19 protein-coding genes and 1 pseudogene are annotated in these 19,678 nt (G+C 64.7%); 8 read left to right on the top strand and 12 right to left on the bottom strand.

Annotation, left to right across the window (positions count from 1 at the left end; genetic code table 11):
• Positions 1 to 48: 48 nt before the first annotated feature.
• The 4 genes and pseudogenes from XH80_RS11610 (at position 49) to XH80_RS11595 (ending at position 4,752) form a co-directional block, all read left to right on the top strand.
• Entirely contained in the window at positions 49 to 1,086 is a 1,038-nt protein-coding gene (locus XH80_RS11610) for a ligase-associated DNA damage response exonuclease (protein WP_271598727.1), read from the top strand.
• Positions 1,083 to 2,743: pseudogene (locus XH80_RS11605) on the top strand (ATP-dependent DNA ligase). The gene XH80_RS11610 and the pseudogene XH80_RS11605 overlap by 4 nt, the downstream one beginning before the upstream one ends.
• A 295-nt stretch (positions 2,744 to 3,038) precedes the next feature.
• Positions 3,039 to 3,341 carry a DUF6460 domain-containing protein gene (locus tag XH80_RS11600; protein ID WP_271598709.1) on the top strand — a complete coding sequence of 101 codons (303 nt, stop codon included), beginning with the start codon at positions 3,039 to 3,041 and terminating at the stop codon, positions 3,339 to 3,341.
• 85 nt (positions 3,342 to 3,426) lie between these two features.
• A complete protein-coding gene (locus XH80_RS11595; RefSeq protein ID WP_271598708.1) occupies positions 3,427 to 4,752 on the top strand; it encodes an MATE family efflux transporter in 1,326 nt (441 codons plus the stop codon).
• A 17-nt stretch (positions 4,753 to 4,769) separates the two neighbouring features.
• Here the strand turns inward: XH80_RS11595 and XH80_RS11590 are convergent, their stop codons facing one another.
• Both XH80_RS11590 and XH80_RS11585 read right to left on the bottom strand, forming a co-directional pair.
• Positions 4,770 to 5,867, bottom strand: a complete 1,098-nt coding sequence (locus tag XH80_RS11590) for a quinone-dependent dihydroorotate dehydrogenase (protein WP_220004145.1) — start codon at positions 5,865 to 5,867, stop codon at positions 4,770 to 4,772.
• Positions 5,864 to 6,208, bottom strand: a complete 345-nt coding sequence (locus XH80_RS11585; protein ID WP_057742634.1) for a DUF952 domain-containing protein — start codon at positions 6,206 to 6,208, stop codon at positions 5,864 to 5,866. Before XH80_RS11585 ends, XH80_RS11590 begins: the two co-directional genes overlap by 4 nt.
• A 304-nt stretch (positions 6,209 to 6,512) precedes the next feature.
• On the opposite strand from XH80_RS11585, the gene XH80_RS11580 reads away from it, so the two are divergent.
• Complete coding sequence (locus XH80_RS11580) at positions 6,513 to 7,166, top strand: S24 family peptidase (RefSeq protein ID WP_271598707.1); 654 nt, start codon at positions 6,513 to 6,515, stop codon at positions 7,164 to 7,166.
• A gap of 126 nt (positions 7,167 to 7,292) precedes the next feature.
• Here the strand turns inward: XH80_RS11580 and XH80_RS11575 are convergent, their stop codons facing one another.
• The 5 genes from XH80_RS11575 to XH80_RS11555 form a co-directional block, all read right to left on the bottom strand.
• Entirely contained in the window at positions 7,293 to 8,936 is a 1,644-nt protein-coding gene (locus XH80_RS11575; RefSeq protein ID WP_271598706.1) for a lysine--tRNA ligase, read from the bottom strand.
• Between the two features lie 211 nt (positions 8,937 to 9,147).
• Positions 9,148 to 10,083, bottom strand: a complete 936-nt coding sequence (locus tag XH80_RS11570; RefSeq protein ID WP_271598705.1) for a transporter substrate-binding domain-containing protein — start codon at positions 10,081 to 10,083, stop codon at positions 9,148 to 9,150.
• A 102-nt stretch (positions 10,084 to 10,185) separates the two neighbouring features.
• Entirely contained in the window at positions 10,186 to 10,776 is a 591-nt protein-coding gene (locus tag XH80_RS11565; RefSeq protein WP_057742628.1) for an SCO family protein, read from the bottom strand.
• Positions 10,777 to 10,800: 24 nt separating this feature from the next.
• Positions 10,801 to 10,995 carry a hypothetical protein gene (locus XH80_RS11560; protein ID WP_271598704.1) on the bottom strand — a complete coding sequence of 65 codons (195 nt, stop codon included), beginning with the start codon at positions 10,993 to 10,995 and terminating at the stop codon, positions 10,801 to 10,803.
• Positions 10,996 to 11,203: 208 nt separating this feature from the next.
• Positions 11,204 to 11,674, bottom strand: a complete 471-nt coding sequence (locus XH80_RS11555) for a hypothetical protein (protein ID WP_057742624.1) — start codon at positions 11,672 to 11,674, stop codon at positions 11,204 to 11,206.
• A 250-nt stretch (positions 11,675 to 11,924) separates the two neighbouring features.
• Between XH80_RS11555 and XH80_RS11550 the strand changes: the two genes are divergently transcribed.
• From XH80_RS11550 to XH80_RS11540, 3 genes are all read left to right on the top strand, one after another.
• Positions 11,925 to 13,595: an FAD-binding dehydrogenase gene (locus tag XH80_RS11550; RefSeq protein WP_271598703.1), complete on the top strand. Its 1,671-nt coding sequence runs from the start codon at positions 11,925 to 11,927 to the stop codon at positions 13,593 to 13,595.
• A 119-nt stretch (positions 13,596 to 13,714) separates the two neighbouring features.
• Positions 13,715 to 14,065, top strand: a complete 351-nt coding sequence (locus XH80_RS11545) for a RidA family protein (protein ID WP_057742620.1) — start codon at positions 13,715 to 13,717, stop codon at positions 14,063 to 14,065.
• A gap of 151 nt (positions 14,066 to 14,216) precedes the next feature.
• Positions 14,217 to 14,582: a nuclear transport factor 2 family protein gene (locus XH80_RS11540; protein ID WP_271598702.1), complete on the top strand. Its 366-nt coding sequence runs from the start codon at positions 14,217 to 14,219 to the stop codon at positions 14,580 to 14,582.
• A 192-nt stretch (positions 14,583 to 14,774) separates the two neighbouring features.
• Here the strand turns inward: XH80_RS11540 and XH80_RS11535 are convergent, their stop codons facing one another.
• The 5 genes from XH80_RS11535 to XH80_RS11515 all read right to left on the bottom strand — a co-directional run bounded on the left by XH80_RS11535 (position 14,775) and on the right by XH80_RS11515 (position 19,673).
• A complete protein-coding gene (locus XH80_RS11535; protein WP_271598701.1) occupies positions 14,775 to 15,617 on the bottom strand; it encodes an amidohydrolase family protein in 843 nt (280 codons plus the stop codon).
• 3 nt (positions 15,618 to 15,620) lie between these two features.
• On the bottom strand, positions 15,621 to 16,601 hold the full coding sequence (locus tag XH80_RS11530; protein ID WP_271598726.1) for an aldo/keto reductase: 981 nt from the start codon (positions 16,599 to 16,601) through the stop codon (positions 15,621 to 15,623).
• 203 nt (positions 16,602 to 16,804) lie between these two features.
• Positions 16,805 to 17,737, bottom strand: a complete 933-nt coding sequence (locus XH80_RS11525; protein WP_271598700.1) for a sugar-binding protein — start codon at positions 17,735 to 17,737, stop codon at positions 16,805 to 16,807.
• A 101-nt stretch (positions 17,738 to 17,838) separates the two neighbouring features.
• A complete protein-coding gene (locus XH80_RS11520) occupies positions 17,839 to 18,909 on the bottom strand; it encodes an ABC transporter permease (protein ID WP_271598699.1) in 1,071 nt (356 codons plus the stop codon).
• Entirely contained in the window at positions 18,909 to 19,673 is a 765-nt protein-coding gene (locus tag XH80_RS11515; RefSeq protein ID WP_271598698.1) for an ATP-binding cassette domain-containing protein, read from the bottom strand. Before XH80_RS11515 ends, XH80_RS11520 begins: the two co-directional genes overlap by 1 nt.
• Positions 19,674 to 19,678: the final 5 nt, after the last annotated feature.

Genomic DNA, 19,678 nt, shown 5'->3' with positions numbered 1-19,678 from the left:
CCGCGCATGACGGGTTAATTTGGAGCACGATGTTCCTATATGACGATCATGCGCCCGCAAGACATCCTGCTGCCAACTGCTGACGGCCTGTGCTGCAGGCCCGGCGGCTTCCACATCGATCCGATCCGCCCGGTCGAGCGGGCATTGATCACCCACGGCCATTCCGACCACGCCCGCGCCGGCCATGGCGCGGTGCTGGCGACGCAGGAAACGCTCGACATGATGCGGCTGCGCTACGGCGAGAATTTTGCCGGCTCGACGCAAGTCATCAGCTATGGCGAAGACATCAGGCTCGGCGACGTCAAGGTCAAGTTTCACCCGGCCGGTCATGTGCTGGGCTCGGCGCAGATCGCGGTGACAGCCAAGGACACCTGCATCGTCGCATCAGGCGATTACAAGGATGCGCCGGACCCGACCTGCGTTCCGTTCGAGCTGGTGCCTTGCGATGTCTTCATCACCGAGGCGACGTTCGGCCTGCCGGTGTTTCGCCATGGCGATGCGGCGCTCGAGGTGAAGAAGCTGCTGGCCTCGGTCGCGCTGTTTCCCGAGCGCGCCCATCTCGTCGGCGCCTACTCGCTCGGCAAGGCCCAGCGTGTGATCGCGCTGCTGCGCAAGGCAGGCTATGACGCGCCGATCTATCTGCATGGCGCGATGGAGAAGATCACCGCGTATTATCAAAGCCGCGGCATCGACCTCGGCGAGCTGCGGCCGGCGATGGGCATGAAGAAGGCGGCACTCGCCGGCACCATCACGCTCGCGCCGCCTTCGGCGACATCGGACATCTGGGCCCGGCGCTTCCCCGATCCCGTCACCGCCTTCGCCTCGGGCTGGATGCGCGTGCGCGCCCGGGCGCGGCAAGGCGGTGTCGAGCTGCCGCTGGTGATTTCCGATCACGCCGATTGGAACGGCCTCACCGCGACCATCGCGGCGACCGGCGCTAGCGAGATCTGGGTCACCCACGGCCAGGAAGACGCGCTGGTGCATTGGTGCAAGACGCAAGGTCTGCGCGCCCGGCCGCTCGATCTCGTCGGCTATGGCGACGAGGAGGAGAGCGAGCCGCAGCCTCGAAGCGAGGCCGAGGCATGAACCGCTTCGCCGAACTCCTGGACCGCCTCGCCTACGAGCCCGGCCGCAACAACAAGCTGCGGCTGCTGCAAGGCTACTTCCGCGAGGTCGGTGATCCCGACCGCGGCTACGCGCTCGCTGCGCTCACCGGCGCGCTCAGCTTCAAGCACGCCAAGCCCGCGCTGATCCGCGACCTCATCGCATCGCGCACCGATGAGGTGCTGTTCGGGTTGAGTTACGACTATGTCGGCGATCTCTCGGAAACGGTGGCGTTGATGTGGCCGAAGACGGCGCTGGCCGCCCACAACAACCCGCCTCCTCCGACCCTGACCGAGGTCGTCACCACGCTGCGCACGCTCGGCAAGACCGAGCTGCCGAAGCAGCTCGAACGCTGGCTGGACGAGCTCGATGAGACCGGCCGCTGGGCATTGTTGAAACTTGTCACCGGCGCCATGCGCATCGGTATCTCGGCGCGGCTGGCGAAGACCGCGGCCGCGGCGCTTGGGGATAAGGATCCGCATGAGGTCGAGCTGCTCTGGCCGGGCCTCAGCCCGCCCTATCTCGACCTGTTCGCCTGGCTGGAAGGCCGCAGCCAGAAGCCTGTCAATCGCGATCCCGCGCCGTTCCGGCCCGTGATGCTGGCGCATGCGATCGAGGACAGCGATTTCGCAAGCCTCGAACCCGCCGATTACATCGCCGAATGGAAGTGGGACGGCATCCGCGTGCAGGCGGTCGCCGGCCGCGATGAGCACGGGCAGATCACCGCGCGGCTCTATTCGCGCACCGGCGAGGACATCACGGGAAGCTTTCCGGATCTCGTGCCGTCGCTGCGCCTGCCCGGCGCGATCGACGGCGAGCTCTTGATCCTGCGCGAAGGCCGCGTGCAGAGTTTCAACGTCCTGCAGCAGCGGCTCAACCGCAAAATTGTCTCGCCGAAGCTGATCAAGGATTTTCCGATTCACTTGCGCGCCTACGATCTGCTAGGGGATGACGAGAGCGATCTGCGCGAATTGCCCTTCGCCGAGCGGCGCGAGCGGCTTGAGACCTTCATCGGCAAGCTCGACGATCCCCGCCTCGATCTCTCGCCCACCATTCCCTTCGCAAGCTGGGATGCGCTCACCGCCGCGCGCGCCGATCCGGCAAGCGCCGGCGCGGGCGAGGATGCCGACGCCGTCGAAGGCGTGATGCTGAAGCGGCGCGATGCGCCCTATCTGCCGGGACGGCCGAAGGGACAGTGGTGGAAGTGGAAGCGCGTCCGCACATCATCGATGCCGTGCTGATGTATGCGCAGCGCGGCCACGGCAAGCGTTCGTCCTATTACTCCGACTACACTTTTGGTGTCTGGACCGAAACCGACAATGGCGAGGAACTGGTGCCGGTGGGGAAAGCCTATTTCGGCTTCACCGACGAGGAACTGTTGCAGATCGACCGTTTCGTCCGCCGCAACACCACGGAAAAGTTCGGCCCCGTCCGCCATGTCGTGCACGAAGGCGACAAGGGGCTGGTGCTGGAGGTGGCGTTCGAGGGCCTGCAGCGCTCGCCGCGGCACAAATCCGGCGTCGCGATGCGCTTCCCCCGCATCAGCCGCCTGCGCTGGGACAAGCCGCCACGGGAGGCCGACCGGCTGGAGACGCTGGAGAAGATGCTGAAGGAGGAGGCGGCGGAGATTGAGGCGTGAGGTGCTGGATCTTGCCACGACGACAGAGCGCCCCCTCGCCCGCTTGCGGGAGAGGGTCGGGGAGAGGGTGTCTCCACAATGGAATCCCCCCTAGAGGAGAAAGCCCTCACCCGCGCCTTCGGCGCGACCTCTCCCGCAAGCGGGCGAGGTGACGGAGCCCGCGGTCGGCGGCGTGCCCGATCAAGGTCCGCTTGCCCGAATTAAAACGCGGTAAGCTGATTGACGGTGGGGTCAGGGTTCCCCATGTCCCCCGCCGTGACCTATAATCGGGGCTAGCCCCCACGAGGAGTTTGAGATGGCCCACGACGTCAGAGATTTGCCGGCCGGCCACAGCGATGGCCTGCACCGCTTTCTCGGCGGCTCGCCGCTGGCGGTCGCGTTTCGCCTGGTGCTGCTCTCGATCCTGGTCGGCGTCGTGCTGGCGGCGATCGGCTTCGACCCCTGGAATATCATTTACAGCATTCGCCTGCTGTTCCAGCGTCTCTGGGATGTCGGCTTCGATGCCGTGAACTGGCTGTGGCGCTACTTCCTGCTCGGCGCCGTCATCGTGATCCCGATCTGGCTGTTGTCGCGCATCTTCGGCTCGCCGCGCCGCTAAGGCGCTCTGAAATGCGCGGCCGGCGCAAGCACGCCATGCCGGCCGCGATGGTGCATTCGGCGCGGGGCTCGGATACACGCACCTGATGCACGCCCCGGTTCATCCCAAAGTCGGCAGCCGCCAGGTCTTCGCCATCGCGGGTCCCGCGATGGTCGCGAACCTGACGACGCCACTGATCGGCGTGGTCTCGACCACCGCGATCGGCCGGCTCGACGATGCCGCGCTGCTCGGCGGCGTGGCGATGGCGTCGGTGATCTTCGACTGCCTGTTCTGGCTGTTCGGCTTCCTGCGCATGAGCACGCTCGCCTTCACCGCACAGGCGCTCGGCGCCGGCGAGACGCGCGAGGAGACCGTGATCCTGGTGCGCGGCTTCATCGTCGCCGGCCTGATCGGCGGCGGACTGATCCTGCTGCAACTGCCGCTGGCCGACGTGCTGTTCGATGTGATGGGTGGCAGCGCGGGCGTGACGCACGCCGCAAAAACCTATTTCATGATCCGGATCTGGTCGTCGCCCTTCGCGTTCGCCAACTATGTCATCCTCGGCTGGTTGGTCGGGTTGGCCCGCGCCAATCCAGCGCTCGCGCTACAAGTCGTCATCAACCTCGTCAACATGGCGGCGACGATCTTGCTGGTGCTGGTCTACGACACCGGCATTGCGGGCGCGGCGATCGCCGCGCTGCTGTCGGAGGGCATCGGCTTCGTGTTCGGCGTTATCGTCTGCCGCCGCTATGCGCATGGCGGCTTTGCCGTGCCCCGCGCGATGCTGTTCGACCGCACCAAGCTGATGCGGCTGTTGGCTGTCAATTCCGACATCATGATCCGCACTGCGGCACTGATCGCCGTGTTCCTGTTCTTCACCGCCAAGGGCGCGCGGGCCGGCGACGTCACGTTGGCCGCGAACTCCGTGCTGAACAATTTTCTCCTGGTCAGCGCCTTTTTCCTCGATGGCCTCGCCAACGCCGCGCAGCAGCTCTGCGGCCGCAGCTTTGGCGCGCGCGACGCCCAGGGCTTTGCGGATTCGACCCGGCTGGTGCTGCTGTGGGGGCTCGGCTTTGCGCTTGTTGTCGCGGTGCTGTTCGCGCTGTTTGGGCCCGATATCATCAGCTTCATGACGGCGAGCGAGGACGTCCGCCGCGCCGCGCGCGAGTTCCTGCCGTTCATCGTGATAGCGCCGATCCCCGGCGTGTTCGCCTTCGGTTTCGACGGCATCTATGTCGGCGCCACCTGGGCGCGCGAGATGCGCAATCTGATGTTGGCTTCGCTCGCGATCTTCTTGGGCGTGTGGTGGGCGCTGCAATCATTCGGGAACGCCGGGCTGTGGGGCGCACTGCTCGCGTTCTATGTCGCGCGCGGCGGCTTGCAGGGGGCGCGGTATCCGGCGCTGTATCGAGCGACGTTCGCGAAGTCGTAGCCCGGATGCAGCGGTGCTTACATCCCAGGCCAGTCTTCCGCCGTCAGCGTGGCCGCATCGGCGCCGACGATCTCGGACAGCGAATCCCGGCCCGTGCGCAGCAATGTCGAGGTCAGATCGCGCTTGATCTCGTCGACGAGGCCGAGGCCCTTATAGACCAGCGACGAATAAAGCTGGATCAGGCTCGCGCCGGCGCGAATCTTTGTCAGCGCGGCACCGCCGGAGTCGACGCCACCGACGCCGATCAGCGGGAAGGCGCCCTCGACCCGGACATAGGTCTCCGCGACCATGCGCGTCGACAGCCGGAACAGCGGCCGGCCGGACAGGCCGCCCTGCTCTTTCGCGCGCGTCTGCTCGCGCAACGTGCTCGGCCGCGCAATGGTCGTATTCGACACGATCATGCCGTCGACCTTGCGCGAGCGCGCGACCTGGACGACGTCGTCGAGCTGGGCGAGGCTGAGGTCGGGCGCGATCTTCAGCAGCACTGGCGTGTCGCCGGCCTTCTGCCTGACGCGCTCGCGCGCATCGATGACGCGTCCGAGCAGATCGTCGAGCAACGCGCCTTCCTGCAGATTGCGCAGGCCCGGCGTGTTCGGCGAGGAGACGTTGACGGTGAAATAGCTTGCGACGGGTGCAAAGGTCTCGATCAGCTTGACGTAGTCACCGACGCGATCGGGCGAATCCTTGTTGGCACCGACATTGACGCCGACGATGCCGCCATTGGCCGCGCGGGCGGCGAGCCGGCGCAGCGCGACTTCCGCGCCGTCATTGTTGAAGCCCATGCGGTTGATGACAGCCTCGTCGCGCTCGAGCCGAAACAGCCGCGGCCGCGGATTGCCCGCCTGCGGCTTCGGCGTCACCGACCCGATCTCGACAAAGCCGAAGCCGAGCCGCAGCAGCGCGTCGGGCACCTCGGCGCTCTTGTCGAAACCTGCGGCCATGCCGATCGGGTTGGGGAAGTTGAGCCCGAAGGCGCGCACGGCAAGCTTGGGATCATCGGTGCGTGGCTTCACCGGCGGCAGGAAGCGCAGGCCCTGGATGGCGAGGCGGTGGGCGTCCTCCGGATCGAGCCAGCGCAACACCGGCAGCGAGAATGCATCGAAGGCGCGGATCACGGGGCGAGCTCCGGTGTATCGTGGCCACCATCGGAGCGTATGTTGAGGTTCATCACCGAGAGCACGGCGCCGAGATCGAGCTCGCCATACAGATGCGGAAACAGCTCGTCATTGCGCGAGCGCTCCCAGCGCAATTCGCTGCCGAGCGCATCGCCATCGACCTCGACCAGGAACAGCGCGCGCTGGCCGGAATAGTGCTTGCGCAGAGTCTCAGGCACCTGGCTCGCGGTCGAGAAATGGATGAATCCATCGCGCGCGTCGTCCGCGCTGCCCCGGTACACGCCCTGCCGTTCCGCCTCGCGCCAGGCCGAGGCCGGACAGATTTTGTAGATCTTGACCACAGATTGCCGGAGCCCTGTTTGCTCTTCGACTCAGCTCTTTGAGTCTCTTGGTTTTTTTCGTCCCGAACGGGTCTTCAAAACCCGGCGCGACCGTAAAGGCGGCCCCTTCCGAACTCAAGTCCTAGAGCCTTTTCCGTTCCGATTTCATCGGAACGGGGCTCTAGATTCTTGTTTTGACGCGTTTTCTTGACGCGAACCGGTACCCACTTCGCTTGAAAACGCTTCCGCCGCCCTCTTGCGCGAAAAACGGAAAACCGGTTGATTTGAGGATAGTTTTCCTGAGTTGCGACGGGCTGGACCTTCCATGGTCAAACAGGCCAAAGCGCAGAGGATGCTGACCCACGACCAGATCTGGGCCGCACTGGACCAACTGGCCGCGCGCGCCGGGCTGTCGCCATCTGGCCTTGCCAAACGGGCCGGGCTCGATCCCACCACCTTCAACAAGTCCAAGCGCGTCACCACCGACGGCCGCGAGCGCTGGCCCTCGACCGAATCGATTGCGAAGGCGCTGGCGGCAGCGGACTCGTCGATCGAGATCTTTGCCAAGCTCATCGACGACGAATCCGGCGACGGCCGCACGATACCGCTGCTCGGTTTCGCACAGGCGCCTGCGAGCAGCGCATTCGACGAGCAAGGCTCACCGTCCGGCAAGGGCTGGAGCGAAATCGCGCTGCCGATCACTGACGACGTCAGCGCCTTTGCCCTGGAGATTTCCGGGGATTCGCTGCTGCCGGCCTATCGCAACGGCGATGTGATCCTGGTCTCGCCCGGCGCGCCGGTTCGCAAAGGCGACCGTGTGGTGGTGAAGACCAGGGCGGGCGAGGTCATGCTCGCGACGCTGAAGCGCCGCACGGCAAAGGCGCTGGAGCTGGTGCCGCTCGACGCGACGCTAGGCGAGCGGACAGTGGCGGCCGGAGATGTGGCCTGGATCGCAAGGATCGTGTGGGCGAGCCAGTGAAATTTACTCCGCTGTCATGCCCCGGCTTGACCGGGGCATCCAGTACGCCGCAGCGTCTCGGCCTAATCACAACCGTCTCGGAGTACTGGATCGCCCGCCTTAGCGGGCGATGACACCGAGGATGGTTTACGCACTCCGTGCCAGCGCGCCGTCGATCATGTTGACCGCGTTCTGCACGCCGTAGACCGCGACGAAGGAGCCGAAGCGCGGGCCCTTCTCCTGGCCGAGCAGCACCTGGTAGAGCATGTTGAACCAGTCGAGCGTGACGCCGGGACGGCCGTCCTTGCCCTTCTTGACCCGATCGAGGAACGGCTCGCGGCGGCCGATCTCGTAGACGACGTTCTGGATGTCTTCGGCGGATGCGTCTGCCGGCAACTGCGACAGCGCATCGCGCAGATCCTGCAACGCGGCGCGCTCGGTGTCCGTGGGCACGCGGAACTGCTTCGTCGGTGCGACGAAGTCGCGGTAATAGTTGATGGCGTAGCCGACCATTGCATCCAGCTTCGGATGCGTCTGCGGCGACACGCCGGGACGATAGCGCCCGATGAAGCCCCACAGCGTCTCGGCGTTCTCCGCATTCGACGACGACACCAGCGTCAGCAGCAGCTGGAACGTGACGGGCATGTCGCCTTGCGGCGGATGGCCGCCATGGATGTGCCAGACCGGATTGCCGAGCTGCTGCTTGGCGTCCTGCCTGGGGAAGCCATCAATGAATTGCTGATAATCGTCGACCTGGCGCGGGATCACGTCGAAGAACAGCCGCTTCGCCGCCTTCGGCTCGCGATACATGAACAGCGACAGCGATTCCGGCGAGGCGTAGCGCAGCCACTCGTCGATGGTGAGGCCGTTGCCCTTCGACTTCGAGATCTTCTGACCCTTCTCGTCGAGGAAGAGCTCGTAGTTGAATCCTTCAGGCGGCATGGCGCCGAGCGCCCTGGCGATGGCGCCGGAGAGCTTTACGGAATCGATCAGATCCTTGCCGGCCATCTCGTAGTCGACGCCGAGCGCGACCCAGCGCATCGCCCAGTCGGCTTTCCACTGACACTTGACGTTACCGCCAGTGACTGATGTTTCGACTTCCTCGTTGGTATCAGGGTCAACATAGGTCACCGTACCGGCCGCGACGTCGCGGCGGATCATCGGCACCTGCAGCACGACACCTGTCGTCTTGCTGATCGGCAGGAACGGCGAATAGGTTGCACGGCGATCCGGCCCGAGCGTCGGCAGGATGATGTCCATGATCTTGTCGTAGGCGGCGAGCATCTTCAGCAGCGTCGCGTCGAAGCGGCCCGACTTGTAATAGACGGTCGAGCTCGCGAATTCGTAGTCGAAGCCGAAATGATCCAAGAAGGCGCGCAGGCGCGCGTTGTTGGCATCGCCGAACGACGGATGCTCGTTCGAGAACGGGTCCGGCACCGCGGTGAGCGGCCGTCCCAGATATTGCGCCAGCAGATCCTTGTTCGGCACATTGTCAGGCACCTTGCGGAAGCCGTCCATGTCGTCGGAGAAGGCGAGGAGCCGCGTCTTGATCTTGTCCTCGGTCAGCACGCGGAAGGCATGGCGCACCATCGAGGTGCGCGCGACCTCGCCGAACGTGCCGATATGCGGCAGGCCGGAGGGACCGTAGCCGGTCTCGAACAGCACCTCGTCCTTCGGGCTTTTCTTCAGCCGCGCGACAATGGCCTTCGCCTGCTCGAACGGCCAGGCGTTGGATTGTTCGGCGAGCGCACGAAGATCGCTCGGGCTCATGTTCGGGTCGATAACGGACATCAAGGGGCCTCCGGGCCGCGGAAAATAGCGATTTCCGGGCAGAATGCAATTTTGTGGGGCGACGCTGCCGCCTCCACCGTCATTGCGAGCGAAGCGAAGAATCGTAGGGTGGGCAAAGCGAAGCGTGCCCACCATTTCTAAAGACGTGGGCACGGCGCTGACGCGCCTTTGCCCGCCCTACGGCAGCCCGCTCGGTTCAAGAGCTGCGAACCTAAAACGGGCTCACCGAAAAATACTTCAGCCACAGATCGGTGTAGCGGCCTTTTTCCCAGACGCGGAACAGGGCCCAGTTCAGGGCCTGGCGCAACACGTCGTTGCCCTTGCGCACGGCAATGCCGACACCCTCGCCGAAGAAGCGGCTCTCCACGAAGGGACCGCCGGAGAAGGCGCAGCAATCGCCGGAATCGGTGCCGTTGATCCAGAACGCCAACGAGATGGCGTCGCCGAAGATGAAATCGACCTCGCCTTTGCGCAAGGCGGCGCGCAAGGCATCGTCGTTCGGATAGGGGTGCAGCTCGGCGTCGGTGAACATCGATTTCAGATAAGCCTCATGCGCTGAGCCAGCGATGACGCCAACCTTCTTGCCTTCGAGATATTCGGGGCGAATCTCCGGCATCACCGCATCCTTGCGCGAGACGAAGCGCGCCGGCACGCGGTAATAGGGATCGGTGAAGTCAACGCGCGCGCGCAGCTGCGGGCTCACCGCCATGGAGGCGATGATCGCATCGCCCCGGTTGGAGGTGAGCGCATCGACCAGCGTCTCGAAGCGGCGCATCTGCACGGTGCAGCTGACCTTGATCTCCTCGCACAGGCTGCGGGCGAGATCGACATTGAAGCCGGCCGGATTGCCGTCGGCACCGGTGAAGTTGAACGGCGGGTAGTCGGTCTCGGTCAGGAAGCGGATCACGGTCAGGCGCGACAGGTCCGGCCGCTCCGGCCGCCGCCGCGGGTCCCAGAAGCCGGGCACCGCCTGGGGAGCGGCTTGGGGCGCGACCGGGGTGGTGGCCTGAGGCGCCGCGGGAGGTCGCTTGGCAGGGGCCTGGGCCCTTGCCGAGGACAAACCTGCGAGCAGGCAGGCCGTGACGGCCAGCCCCGTCAGCAAGCCACGGGCAGATTTCGACGATTTCGCCTGTTGCGATGGAGCCATCGGCCGGAGATGCATGAATTTCGTTGGGATCGGAAGGCCTTATAGACCATCCGGCCGGGAACGCGAGCCGAAATGCACTCCCCCGCCGCCTGCGGGGTGTCCCTACAGATACTTCTTCAGATCCGCCGCCGCCTCTTCAGGGGTCCGCTTCAGGTTGAACGGCGAGACGAAGCGGCCGTCGCGATCGATCAGGTAGATCAGCGCGGTGTGGTCCATGGTGTAGTCGCCGTCCTTGGTCGGGACCTTCTTGGCATAGACCCGGTAGGAGGTGATCACCTTGGCGGTCTCGGCGGGATCGCCGGACAGGCCTTCGAGATGCGGATCGAAGCTGGAGAGATAGTCCTTCATGGTCGCGGGCGTGTCGCGCTCCGGATCAACCGAGATGAAGACGGCGTTGACCTTGTCGGCATCCTTGCCCATCGCGCGCAGCACTTCCGACATCTCGAACAGCGAGGTGGGGCAGACGTCAGGGCAATGGGTGTAGCCGAAGAAGATGAGGGTCGGCTTGCCCTTGAGGCTCGCCTCGGTGACGGTCTTGCCGTTCTGGTCGGTGAGCTGGAACGGGCCGCCGATCGCGGCCGGCTGCGCCACCTTGCTGACCCCGCCCATGGCCCAGAATATGATGAGGAGCCCGAGGACGAGGCTTGCGGCGAAAGCGGTCGCGATCACCAGCGGACGGGCAGTGGAGCTCATGAGCGGAAAACTTCCTGTCGCGGGTCAGAAGCAGGCGGCAAAGCCGCTCCTGATCATTTCGAAGAACACCTGGGTGCCATAGTGGAACCAGAGCGCGAGCGCACCGATCACGAGAAGCCCACCGACGCCAGCCCCTGTCCACAGCAGTACAGACGGCGCGCGCCCGGCAGTGGGCGAATTGTCCCTTAGCGGATGCGCCTGATGCAGTGGTTGAGCCATGACAAGGATCGGGTTCCCTGCCTTTGAAATAGGCGCCTGGGCGCGGGCGGGCAAGCCAAACGGGGCGAGCGGAGATCAATTGGTGATGAGTTCTCCCGTCATGCCCGGGCTTGTCCCGGGCATCCACGAACCTCCTTTGCGTGCCCAAAAAACGTGGATGGCCGGGACAAGCCCGGCCATGACGAAGGTGAGCGTGAAAAGCGAGGGACTACCTCGCCGATGGCTTGTTGGCCGAAGCCTGCGCGTCCATGTAGCAGGGCTTGTACATGGCCTGGAGCTGCTTGCCCCGCAGGAACAGCATGTGCGGCGTGAGGCCACCACGCTGTGAGATCCAGCGCTTCACCTGCGAGGGATACATCGCATAGAGCATCTGGGTGGCTTCGGGATTGGTGATGGCGCGGCCGTTGCTGCCGAAGTCCCAGGCGGCATGGAAGCCGAGCGTGGCGTGCGAGGTGACGCAGATGCGGTCGTGCGGGATGGCGCCGAGGACGATGGTGCAGGCGGAGGCGCAGAGACCGTCGATGATGACGGTATCGCCTGACTGCCTGAGGTCCTGGTATTTGTCGACGTAGGTTCCGATCCGGCCGCCACGATCATCCGCGATCCGAACCACCGCGTGAGACGCCCCCATGCAAGCGATCAGGCAAGCCGCCGCAAGCAACCCCGTCAGAAACTTCATTGGCCCCCGCCCCAGTCGTTTTCGAATCTGCGTGTCAGGTGGTGATGCGCGCCTAGCGTCGGTCGTTACCGTGGTTTTGTCTAGGCAGGCCGGCTCGCTCAAAACAAATTCAAATCCAGTGTTGCGTCCGCGCTGCACTCCGCCTGGCTCAATCCCAAAGTGGAACAAGTTAACGATGCCTTACGCGACACGCCCTTGATCTCAGTTACGGCAACGGGCTTCAATTCCGGGCAACTACAGGGGGGAACTCATGACCGACCTTCGGGCTGACCAGGCGGACGTCATTGTCGTCGGCGCAGGACTATCCGGGCTGGTCGCAGCGACCGAAATTGCCGATGCCGGCAAGCGCGTGATCGTCCTCGACCAGGAAGGCGAGCAGTCGCTCGGCGGCCAGGCGTTCTGGTCGTTCGGCGGATTGTTCCTGGTCGATTCGCCGGAGCAGCGCCGGCTCGGCATCAAGGACTCCTTTGAGCTCGCCATGCAGGACTGGCTCGGCACCGCCGGCTTCGACCGCGACGAGGACTTTTGGCCGCGCCAATGGGCCGAGGCCTATGTCGCGTTTGCTACGGCTGAGAAGCGTGACTGGCTGCGCGCGATGGGTCATCGCATCTTTCCCGTGGTCGGCTGGGCCGAGCGCGGCGGCTATGACGCGATGGGCCACGGCAATTCGGTGCCGCGCTTTCACGTCACCTGGGGCACGGGGCCCGGCATCGTCGAGCCGTTCGAGCGCCGCGCGCGCGAAGCCGCCAAGAGCGGGCGGCTGATCTTCAGGTTCCGCCATCGCGTCGATGCGCTGTCGATCACTAACGGTACCGTGGATGGCGTCAGCGGCGCGATCCTCGAAGCGACCAATGTCGAGCGCGGCAAGAGCTCGTCGCGCACTATCGTCGGCGAGTTCGCGTTGAAGGCGCAGGCCGTGATCGTCGCCTCCGGCGGCATCGGCGGCAATCATGATCTGGTGCGGGCGAACTGGCCCAGGCGGCTCGGCGATCCCCCGAAGTTCATGATTTCAGGGGTGCCGGAGCATGTCGACGGCCGCATGATCGGCATCACCGAGAAGACAGGCGCGCGGCTGATCAACCGCGACCGCATGTGGCACTACGTCGAGGGCATCCAGAACTGGTCACCAATCTGGCCGCGCCACGGCATCCGCATCCTGCCCGGGCCCTCCTCGATGTGGTTCGACGCCACCGGCACGCGACTGCCGGCGCCGCTGTTTCCCGGCTCGGATACGCTCGGCCAGCTCAAATACATTATGTCGACGGGGTATGATTATTCCTGGTTCGTCCTGACGCAGGCCATCATCAAGAAGGAATTTGCGCTGTCGGGCTCGGAGCAGAACCCCGACCTCACGGGCAAGAGCTGGCGCATGACCTTGCGGCGCGCCACCAACAAGGGCGCGCCGGCGCCGGTGGAGGCGTTCAAGAGCCACGGTGTCGACTTCATCGTGCGCGACAAGATCGAAGACCTCGTCGCCGAAATGAACAAGCTCGCCGGCAACGATCTGCTCAAGCTCGCGCACGTCAGGATGCAAATCGAGGCGCGCGACCGCGAGATCGCCAACCCCTACGTCAAGGATGCGCAGGTGATGAACATCCACAATGCGCGGCGTTACATCGGCGACAGGCTGATTCGCACCGCACCCCCGCACCGGATTCTCGATCCCGCGCAGGGACCGCTGATCGCGGTGAAGCTCAACATCCTCACCCGCAAGACGCTGGGCGGCTTCGAGACCGATCTCGACTCGCGCGTGTTCGGCGCCGAGGGCAGCGTCATCCCCGGATTGTATGCGGTCGGCGAAGCCGCAGGCTTCGGCGGCGGCGGCGTGCACGGCTATCGCTCGCTGGAAGGCACCTTCCTCGGCGGCTGCCTGTTCTCAGGCCGCAATGCCGGGCGTGCGGCAGCAAAAGCGGTGGGATAGGCGGGACGCATGCGTCATCGAGGATGCATGCGCCGCCGGCAACGCATGCGTGCCTGGGGTGGCTCAGCTTGGGGTGCTGGGCTAGACAGGGCCGCCATTCCCTGAAGGAGATTCCGCAAATGAGCATCCAGCGTTTTGAAACCGGCCCGCGCATGAGCCAGGTGGTCGTGCACGGCGACACCGTCTATCTCGCCGGCGTCGTCGCCAGCAACGCGGCCGGCGAAAGCGTGACCAAGCAGACCCAGGACATCCTCAAGACCATCGACGGCCACCTCGCCAAGGCCGGTACCGACAAGTCGAAGCTGCTGTCGGCCACGATCTACATCACCGACATGAAGACGTTCCAGGAAATGAACGCGGTGTGGGACGGCTGGGTGTCGCCCGGCAACACCCCGGCCCGCGCCACCGTCGAAGCCAAGCTCGCGGCGCCGCAGTACACCGTGGAGATCATGGTGACGGCGGCGAAGTAAGTTTCGCAGCATCGACGTACGACCGGAGCGCGATGAGACCCATCGCGCTCTTTTTTTGCGGGCACATGATCTCCGAGGTAATCGATCCCTGCGCGCGAACCTTCGATAGTCAGGTCAGCCGAACCAAGCGGCCCCATCGCAGGAGAGCACCATGACCGACCCCATCACCATCGCCCGCCGCTATATCGATCTCTGGAACGAGCGCGCGCAAAATCGCCGGCGCGAATTGCTCAGTGAAAACTGGACGGCGGATGCGAGCTATGTCGATCCGCTGATGAAAGGCGATGGCAGGGACGGCATCGACGCCTTGATATCAGGCGTGCAGCAGCGCTTTCCTGACTTCAAGTTCAGCCTGATCGGCGAGCCCAACGGCTACGGCGACCATGTCCGATTTTCGTGGGGTCTCGGCCCTGACGGCGTCGACAGCCCGATCAAGGGGACGGATTTCGCCGTGCTGAAGGACGGGCGGATCAAGAGCATTACGGGATTCCTGGATCAGGTGCCCGCGGGGGCGTGAGGCGCGAGCGCGGCCAAACTCGAATTGTCGTCCCGGCGAAAGCCGGGACCCATACCGCGTGATGTCTCGATTGCGCGCGGTGGGAGCACCGAACAACTAGCCTTCGCCAAACTACTCCCTGGGGTTATGGGTCCCGGCTTTCGCCGGGACGACAGCTGTGGTTAGGCGCGAACTTATGTCCATCACATTATCTCATGCCAGCCGATACGCAGCCTTGGCATTCACCCCGAACGCCTTCTCGCGCACGCTTTCGCCGAGCTTCGCCAAGCACGCTTCCAGCGCGCTCTTGATCTCGCTGTAGCTGCCGGCGAGCAGGCTCACCGGCCAATCCGAGCCGAAGATCAGGCGATCCTCGCCAAAACAATTCGCGACGTGCCGGAGATACGGAAACAGCCGCTCGGCGTCCCAATCGTCCCACTTCGCTTCGGTCGCGAGACCCGAGACCTTGCACCAGACATTGTCGCAGGCTGCGAGCTGCGCGATGCGCTCGGACCATTCGGCGCTGCCGCCAGCTGCGATCGGCGGCTTTGCAGCGTGGTCGAGCACGAAGCGGGCTTGCGGAAAGGCTTTTGCGGTTGCGATCGCGGCGGGTAGTTCGCGGGTGCGGACGAGGAAGTCGTAGGCGAGATCACGGGCGAAGATTTCGGCCAGTCCGCGCTGGACCTCAGTGCGCAGCAGCCAGTCGGGATCGGCCTCGTCATGAACCTGGTGGCGGATGCCGACCAGCTTGGCGCCGCCCGGCAAGGTGCGCAGGCGATCGAGCGTATCGCCGAGCGCGGCGTCGGTCAGGTCGGCCCAGCCGACGACACCGATGACGGAGGGCGTGGCATGCGCCGTCGCCAAGAATTCCTCGGTCTCCGCCAGCGACGAGCGGCACTGCACCACGATGCTTGCATCGATGCCGTTCGCCTGCAGCAGCGGCGCGAGATCGGCGGGACCGAAGGCGCGGCGGATCGGCGCCAGCTCAGGCGCCATCATCCAGGGGTAGTCGGCGCGCGCGGGATCCCAGAAATGCTGGTGGGCGTCGATGACCATGACTCACGCTCCGCCCGGCAGCGGCGCCCGCGCGTCGACGAGGTTCCTGGCGCGCAGCTCCTGCCAGAAGGCCTGCGGCACCGTGCGCTCCGACATCGCGATATTGTCGGCGACCTCGCTCGCGTTGCGCGCGCCCATCACGGCAACGGTCACGGCCGGATGGGCCATGCCGAACTGGAGCGCGGCGGCCTTCAGCTCGGTGCCATGCTTGCGGCAGAGTTGGTCGAGCTCGAGCGCGCGCGCCACGAGGGCCGCGTCGGCGTCCTCATAGTTGAACTTCGCGCCCGTGTGCGGATTGGCCAGAATGCCGCTGTTGTAGATGCCGCCGAGCAGGATGCCGATATTCTTCGCAGTGCAGATCGGGAACAGCGCATCCAGCGCGCCCTGGTCGAGCAGCGTGTAGCGGCCGGCGAGCAGGAAGCAATCGACCGGGACGGCTTCGGCAAAACGCGTGAGCATCTCGCACTGGTTCATGCCGGAACCGATCGCTTTCACGGTGCCGTCGTCGCGCAGACGTATCAGCGCGCGGAAGGCGCCGCTGACGGCGGCATCATAGTGATCGTCGGGATCGTGCACGAGCAGGACGTCGACGCGATCGAGCCCGAGGCGCTCCAGGCTTTCTTCCACCGAGCGCATCACGCCGTCATAGCTGAAATCAAATCGCGGCCGCAGCGCAGGTGCGTCCTTAAAATGATCGTCCTCGACCGTCGTACTGTCAGGCGCGCGCAGCAGGCGGCCGACCTTGGTCGAGATCGCATAGGACTCGCGCTGCTGTTGCCGCAGGAAAGCACCCAAACGGCGTTCCGCGAGGCCGAAGCCATAAAGCGGCGCGGTATCGAAGAAGCGGACACCGAGCGACCAGGCCTTTGCGACGGTGGCCTCCGCGTCCGCATCGCTGACCGCCGAGAACAGGCCGCCGAGCGGCGCCGAGCCAAGGCCGATTGACGTGACTTCGAGATTGTCAGCTAGCCGCGCTTTTTTCATCTTATTCACCTTGCGGGCTCCCTTGCTTCTCCCCCTGTGGGAGAAGGTGCCTTGCCGAAGGCAAGGCGCACGAGGGGTTCTCTCGGCGCATATCACACGAGCGGGACTCGCGGAGAGAACCCCTCACCCGGCTTCGCTACGAGCCACCCTCTCCCACAAGGGGAGAGGGTGGTCAGCGCAGGAACGTTGGGCTGGTAACGTTCCTACTTCAACAATTGAGCGACGTTATCCTTGGTCACGAGGTCGAGGCCGGTGTAGATCACCTCCGGAACCTTCTGGCCCTTCTTGATCGCGAGCAACGTGTCCATCGACTTCTCGCCCATTTCGAACGGGCGCTGGCCGGTGAGCGCGTTGGAGTAGCCGTCGCGCAGCAACTCGAGCTGCATCTTCAGCGTATCGGCAACGACGAGCGTCAGCTTGCCGCTGTCGATGTCCTTCTTGTTCTTGTTAACGAAGGCCTTGAAGCCCTCAGGCGCGAACATCGGCCAGCCGCCGACCGGAACGATCGCGGCGAGATCGGGCGTCGCGGTGCGCAGGTCGGACATCTGCTGGACCGCGAGCGTGGAATCGTCGTTGCAGAAGGTCGGCGAACCCTGCACCTCGACCCACTTCGAGCCCTTCAACGCCTCGCGGACACCATCGACACGTTCGGCGAGGTTCTTGGCGCCCGGACCACCGGAGACCATGGCATATTTGCCGCCCTCGGGCCGAAGCTGCAGCAATTGCTTGCCGAGCGCCAATCCGAAGTCCTTGTTGTTGGTGCCGATATAGGCGATGCGCTTGGAGCCCGGCGCGTCCGCGTCAAACGTGATGACGGGGATGCCTGCCGCGGTCGCAGCCTCAATCGACTTGGTCATCGACGCGACGTCGGCAACCGAGATCGCGAGCCCATCCACCTTCTGGGTGATGAAGTCCTGGATGATCTGCGCCTGCGTCGCCGGCTCGTGCTCGATCGGCCCCTTGTAGATGCACTCGACATTGCCGAGTTCCTTGGCGCGCTTCAGGCAGCCGTCACGCGCCACGTCGAAGAACGGGTTGTTCATCGCCTTGGGAACGACGGCGAACTTGTAGGTCTGGGCAAATGCCGGGGTCGCCATCATCGCGATGGTCACGCCAGCCAACAGAAGCTTCTTCATACTATTCCCTCCACACTTTGATGCCTATCCATTTGTGATGTGATGCCCCGGCAGGCGGATAGACGATCTTTCGTTGTCCTGCCGGAGTAACTGGTTAAGTGTTAAGTCATGCGCGAGCGGATGCGATCGACCAGCACAGCAAGAATGATGATCACGCCCACCAGCGTCTGCTGCCAGTAGGAGTTGACCTGCGCGAGCACGAGGCCGTTGCGGATCACCTCCAGCAGCACGCAGCCGACGATGGCGCCGAGCGGTCCGCCGAGGCCGCCGGCAAGATTGGCGCCACCGATAACGGCGGCGGCGATGACGTTGAGCTCGTAGGACGTCGCCATGTTCGCGGGCGCGGATCCCAGCCAGCCCGAGATGATGATGCCTTGCAGGCCGGCGGCGAGCGCGCAGATCACATAGACCTGGATCTTCACGCGCACGACCGGAATACCAGTCAACTCCGCCGCCTTCTCGTTGCCGCCGAGCGCGAAGACGTGGCGGCCGAAACTCGTGTGATGCAGCACAACCGCCATCACGACGGCGAGGATCACCAGGTAGATGAAGGGCGCGGGCACGCCGTACACGTCACCCGAGGTCAACGCGTAGAACAAATCGGCATCGGGCCCGCCCGGAAAGCTGCCACGGCCGTTCGAGACGACATAAGCCAGCCCTCGCACGATCGAGAGCATGCCGAGCGTGGTGACGAAGGGCGACAGCCCGAGCACCGCAATGCAGAAACCGTTGAAAATCCCGACGATGAACGCGGTGAACAGCCCGGCAAGCAGCGAGATCAGCAGGATCAATCCGGGCACATTGGCGACGACCGTCTTGCCATCGGCTGCCATGTGGACGAAATACGATCCCGGCGCCGACAGCTCGACCATGACCATGGAGGTGATCATCGCGGAAAAACACATCATCGAGCCGACGGAGAGATCAATGCCGCCGGTGATGATGACGAAGGTGATTCCGAGCGTGGCGATGGCGATGAAGGAAAAGTTCTTCGCCACGTTCTGCATGTTGCCCTCGGTAAAGAAGTAAGGGCTGGCAAAACGCATCACGATCATCAGCACCACCAGCGCCAGCAGCACGTAGCCGGTCTGCGAGGCGAAGATGCCGCGATGCCACCATTTGCTGCGGCCGACATTGGTGAAGGAGATCGGGTTTTCCATGGGTACGGACATTACGCCGCCTCCTTCGCGCCGGTGATAAGAGCGGTGACTTCCTCGGGGGACGTGTCGTGGATCGGCTTGTCGGCCCGCTTCTCGCCGCGGCGCATGACGATCACGCGGTCGCACACGGCGAACACGTCGGGCATGCGGTGGGAGATCAGCATCACCGCGACGCCCTGCTCCTTCAGACGGTGGATCAGGCTCAGCACTTGCTCGACCTGGCGTACCGAGATCGCGGCGGTCGGCTCGTCCATCATCACCAGCTTGGCGTTGGAGAGGCGTGTGCGCGCGATCGCCACCGCCTGACGCTGGCCGCCGGACATCTGCTTGACCAGATCATGCGGCCGGGTTTCCGAGCGCAGCTCGCCGAACAGCTCCAGCGCGCGCGACGCCATCGCCTTGTGATCGAGCAGCGCGACGGGTCCGAATTTGCGCTTGAGCTCGCGGCCGAGAAAGACGTTCGCCGCGGCCGACAGATTGTCGGCGAGCGCGAGGTCCTGATAGACGACCTCGATCCCCACCGCGCGGGCATCGACCGGGCGGCTGAAGTGGACGGGATGGCCGTCGAAGCGGATCTCGCCATGGGTCGGGCGGAAATTGCCGGCGATGATCTTGACCAGCGTCGACTTGCCGGCGCCGTTGTCGCCCATCAGGCCGACCACTTCGCCGGGATGGACATGCATGTTGACGCCATGCAGCGCGCGGATCGCGCCGAACTCCTTGCCGATCCCGGTCAATTCCAGCACCGGCTGGCCGCTTGTCGAAGAAGTTGTCATGCTCG

This window comes from Bradyrhizobium sp. CCBAU 45384 (assembly GCF_028128665.1).
GTDB lineage: Bacteria > Pseudomonadota > Alphaproteobacteria > Rhizobiales > Xanthobacteraceae > Bradyrhizobium > Bradyrhizobium manausense.
This window is presented reverse-complemented; position numbering and strand designations above follow the sequence as displayed.

Coding starts and splice junctions, on each gene's coding strand:
- XH80_RS11575 (WP_271598706.1), bottom strand. CDS start 8,936: ATGTCCGTTATCGACCCGAACATGAGCCCGAGCGATCTTCGTGCGCTC.
- XH80_RS11580 (WP_271598707.1), top strand. CDS start 6,513: ATGGTCAAACAGGCCAAAGCGCAGAGGATGCTGACCCACGACCAGATC.
- XH80_RS11560 (WP_271598704.1), bottom strand. CDS start 10,995: ATGGCTCAACCACTGCATCAGGCGCATCCGCTAAGGGACAATTCGCCC.
- XH80_RS11600 (WP_271598709.1), top strand. CDS start 3,039: ATGGCCCACGACGTCAGAGATTTGCCGGCCGGCCACAGCGATGGCCTG.
- XH80_RS11555 (WP_057742624.1), bottom strand. CDS start 11,674: ATGAAGTTTCTGACGGGGTTGCTTGCGGCGGCTTGCCTGATCGCTTGC.
- XH80_RS11570 (WP_271598705.1), bottom strand. CDS start 10,083: ATGGCTCCATCGCAACAGGCGAAATCGTCGAAATCTGCCCGTGGCTTG.
- XH80_RS11545 (WP_057742620.1), top strand. CDS start 13,715: ATGAGCATCCAGCGTTTTGAAACCGGCCCGCGCATGAGCCAGGTGGTC.
- XH80_RS11515 (WP_271598698.1), bottom strand. CDS start 19,673: ATGACAACTTCTTCGACAAGCGGCCAGCCGGTGCTGGAATTGACCGGG.
- XH80_RS11520 (WP_271598699.1), bottom strand. CDS start 18,909: ATGTCCGTACCCATGGAAAACCCGATCTCCTTCACCAATGTCGGCCGC.
- XH80_RS11530 (WP_271598726.1), bottom strand. CDS start 16,601: ATGAAAAAAGCGCGGCTAGCTGACAATCTCGAAGTCACGTCAATCGGC.
- XH80_RS11535 (WP_271598701.1), bottom strand. CDS start 15,617: ATGGTCATCGACGCCCACCAGCATTTCTGGGATCCCGCGCGCGCCGAC.
- XH80_RS11595 (WP_271598708.1), top strand. CDS start 3,427: ATGCACGCCCCGGTTCATCCCAAAGTCGGCAGCCGCCAGGTCTTCGCC.
- XH80_RS11525 (WP_271598700.1), bottom strand. CDS start 17,737: ATGAAGAAGCTTCTGTTGGCTGGCGTGACCATCGCGATGATGGCGACC.
- XH80_RS11565 (WP_057742628.1), bottom strand. CDS start 10,776: ATGAGCTCCACTGCCCGTCCGCTGGTGATCGCGACCGCTTTCGCCGCA.
- XH80_RS11540 (WP_271598702.1), top strand. CDS start 14,217: ATGACCGACCCCATCACCATCGCCCGCCGCTATATCGATCTCTGGAAC.
- XH80_RS11610 (WP_271598727.1), top strand. CDS start 49: ATGCGCCCGCAAGACATCCTGCTGCCAACTGCTGACGGCCTGTGCTGC.
- XH80_RS11550 (WP_271598703.1), top strand. CDS start 11,925: ATGACCGACCTTCGGGCTGACCAGGCGGACGTCATTGTCGTCGGCGCA.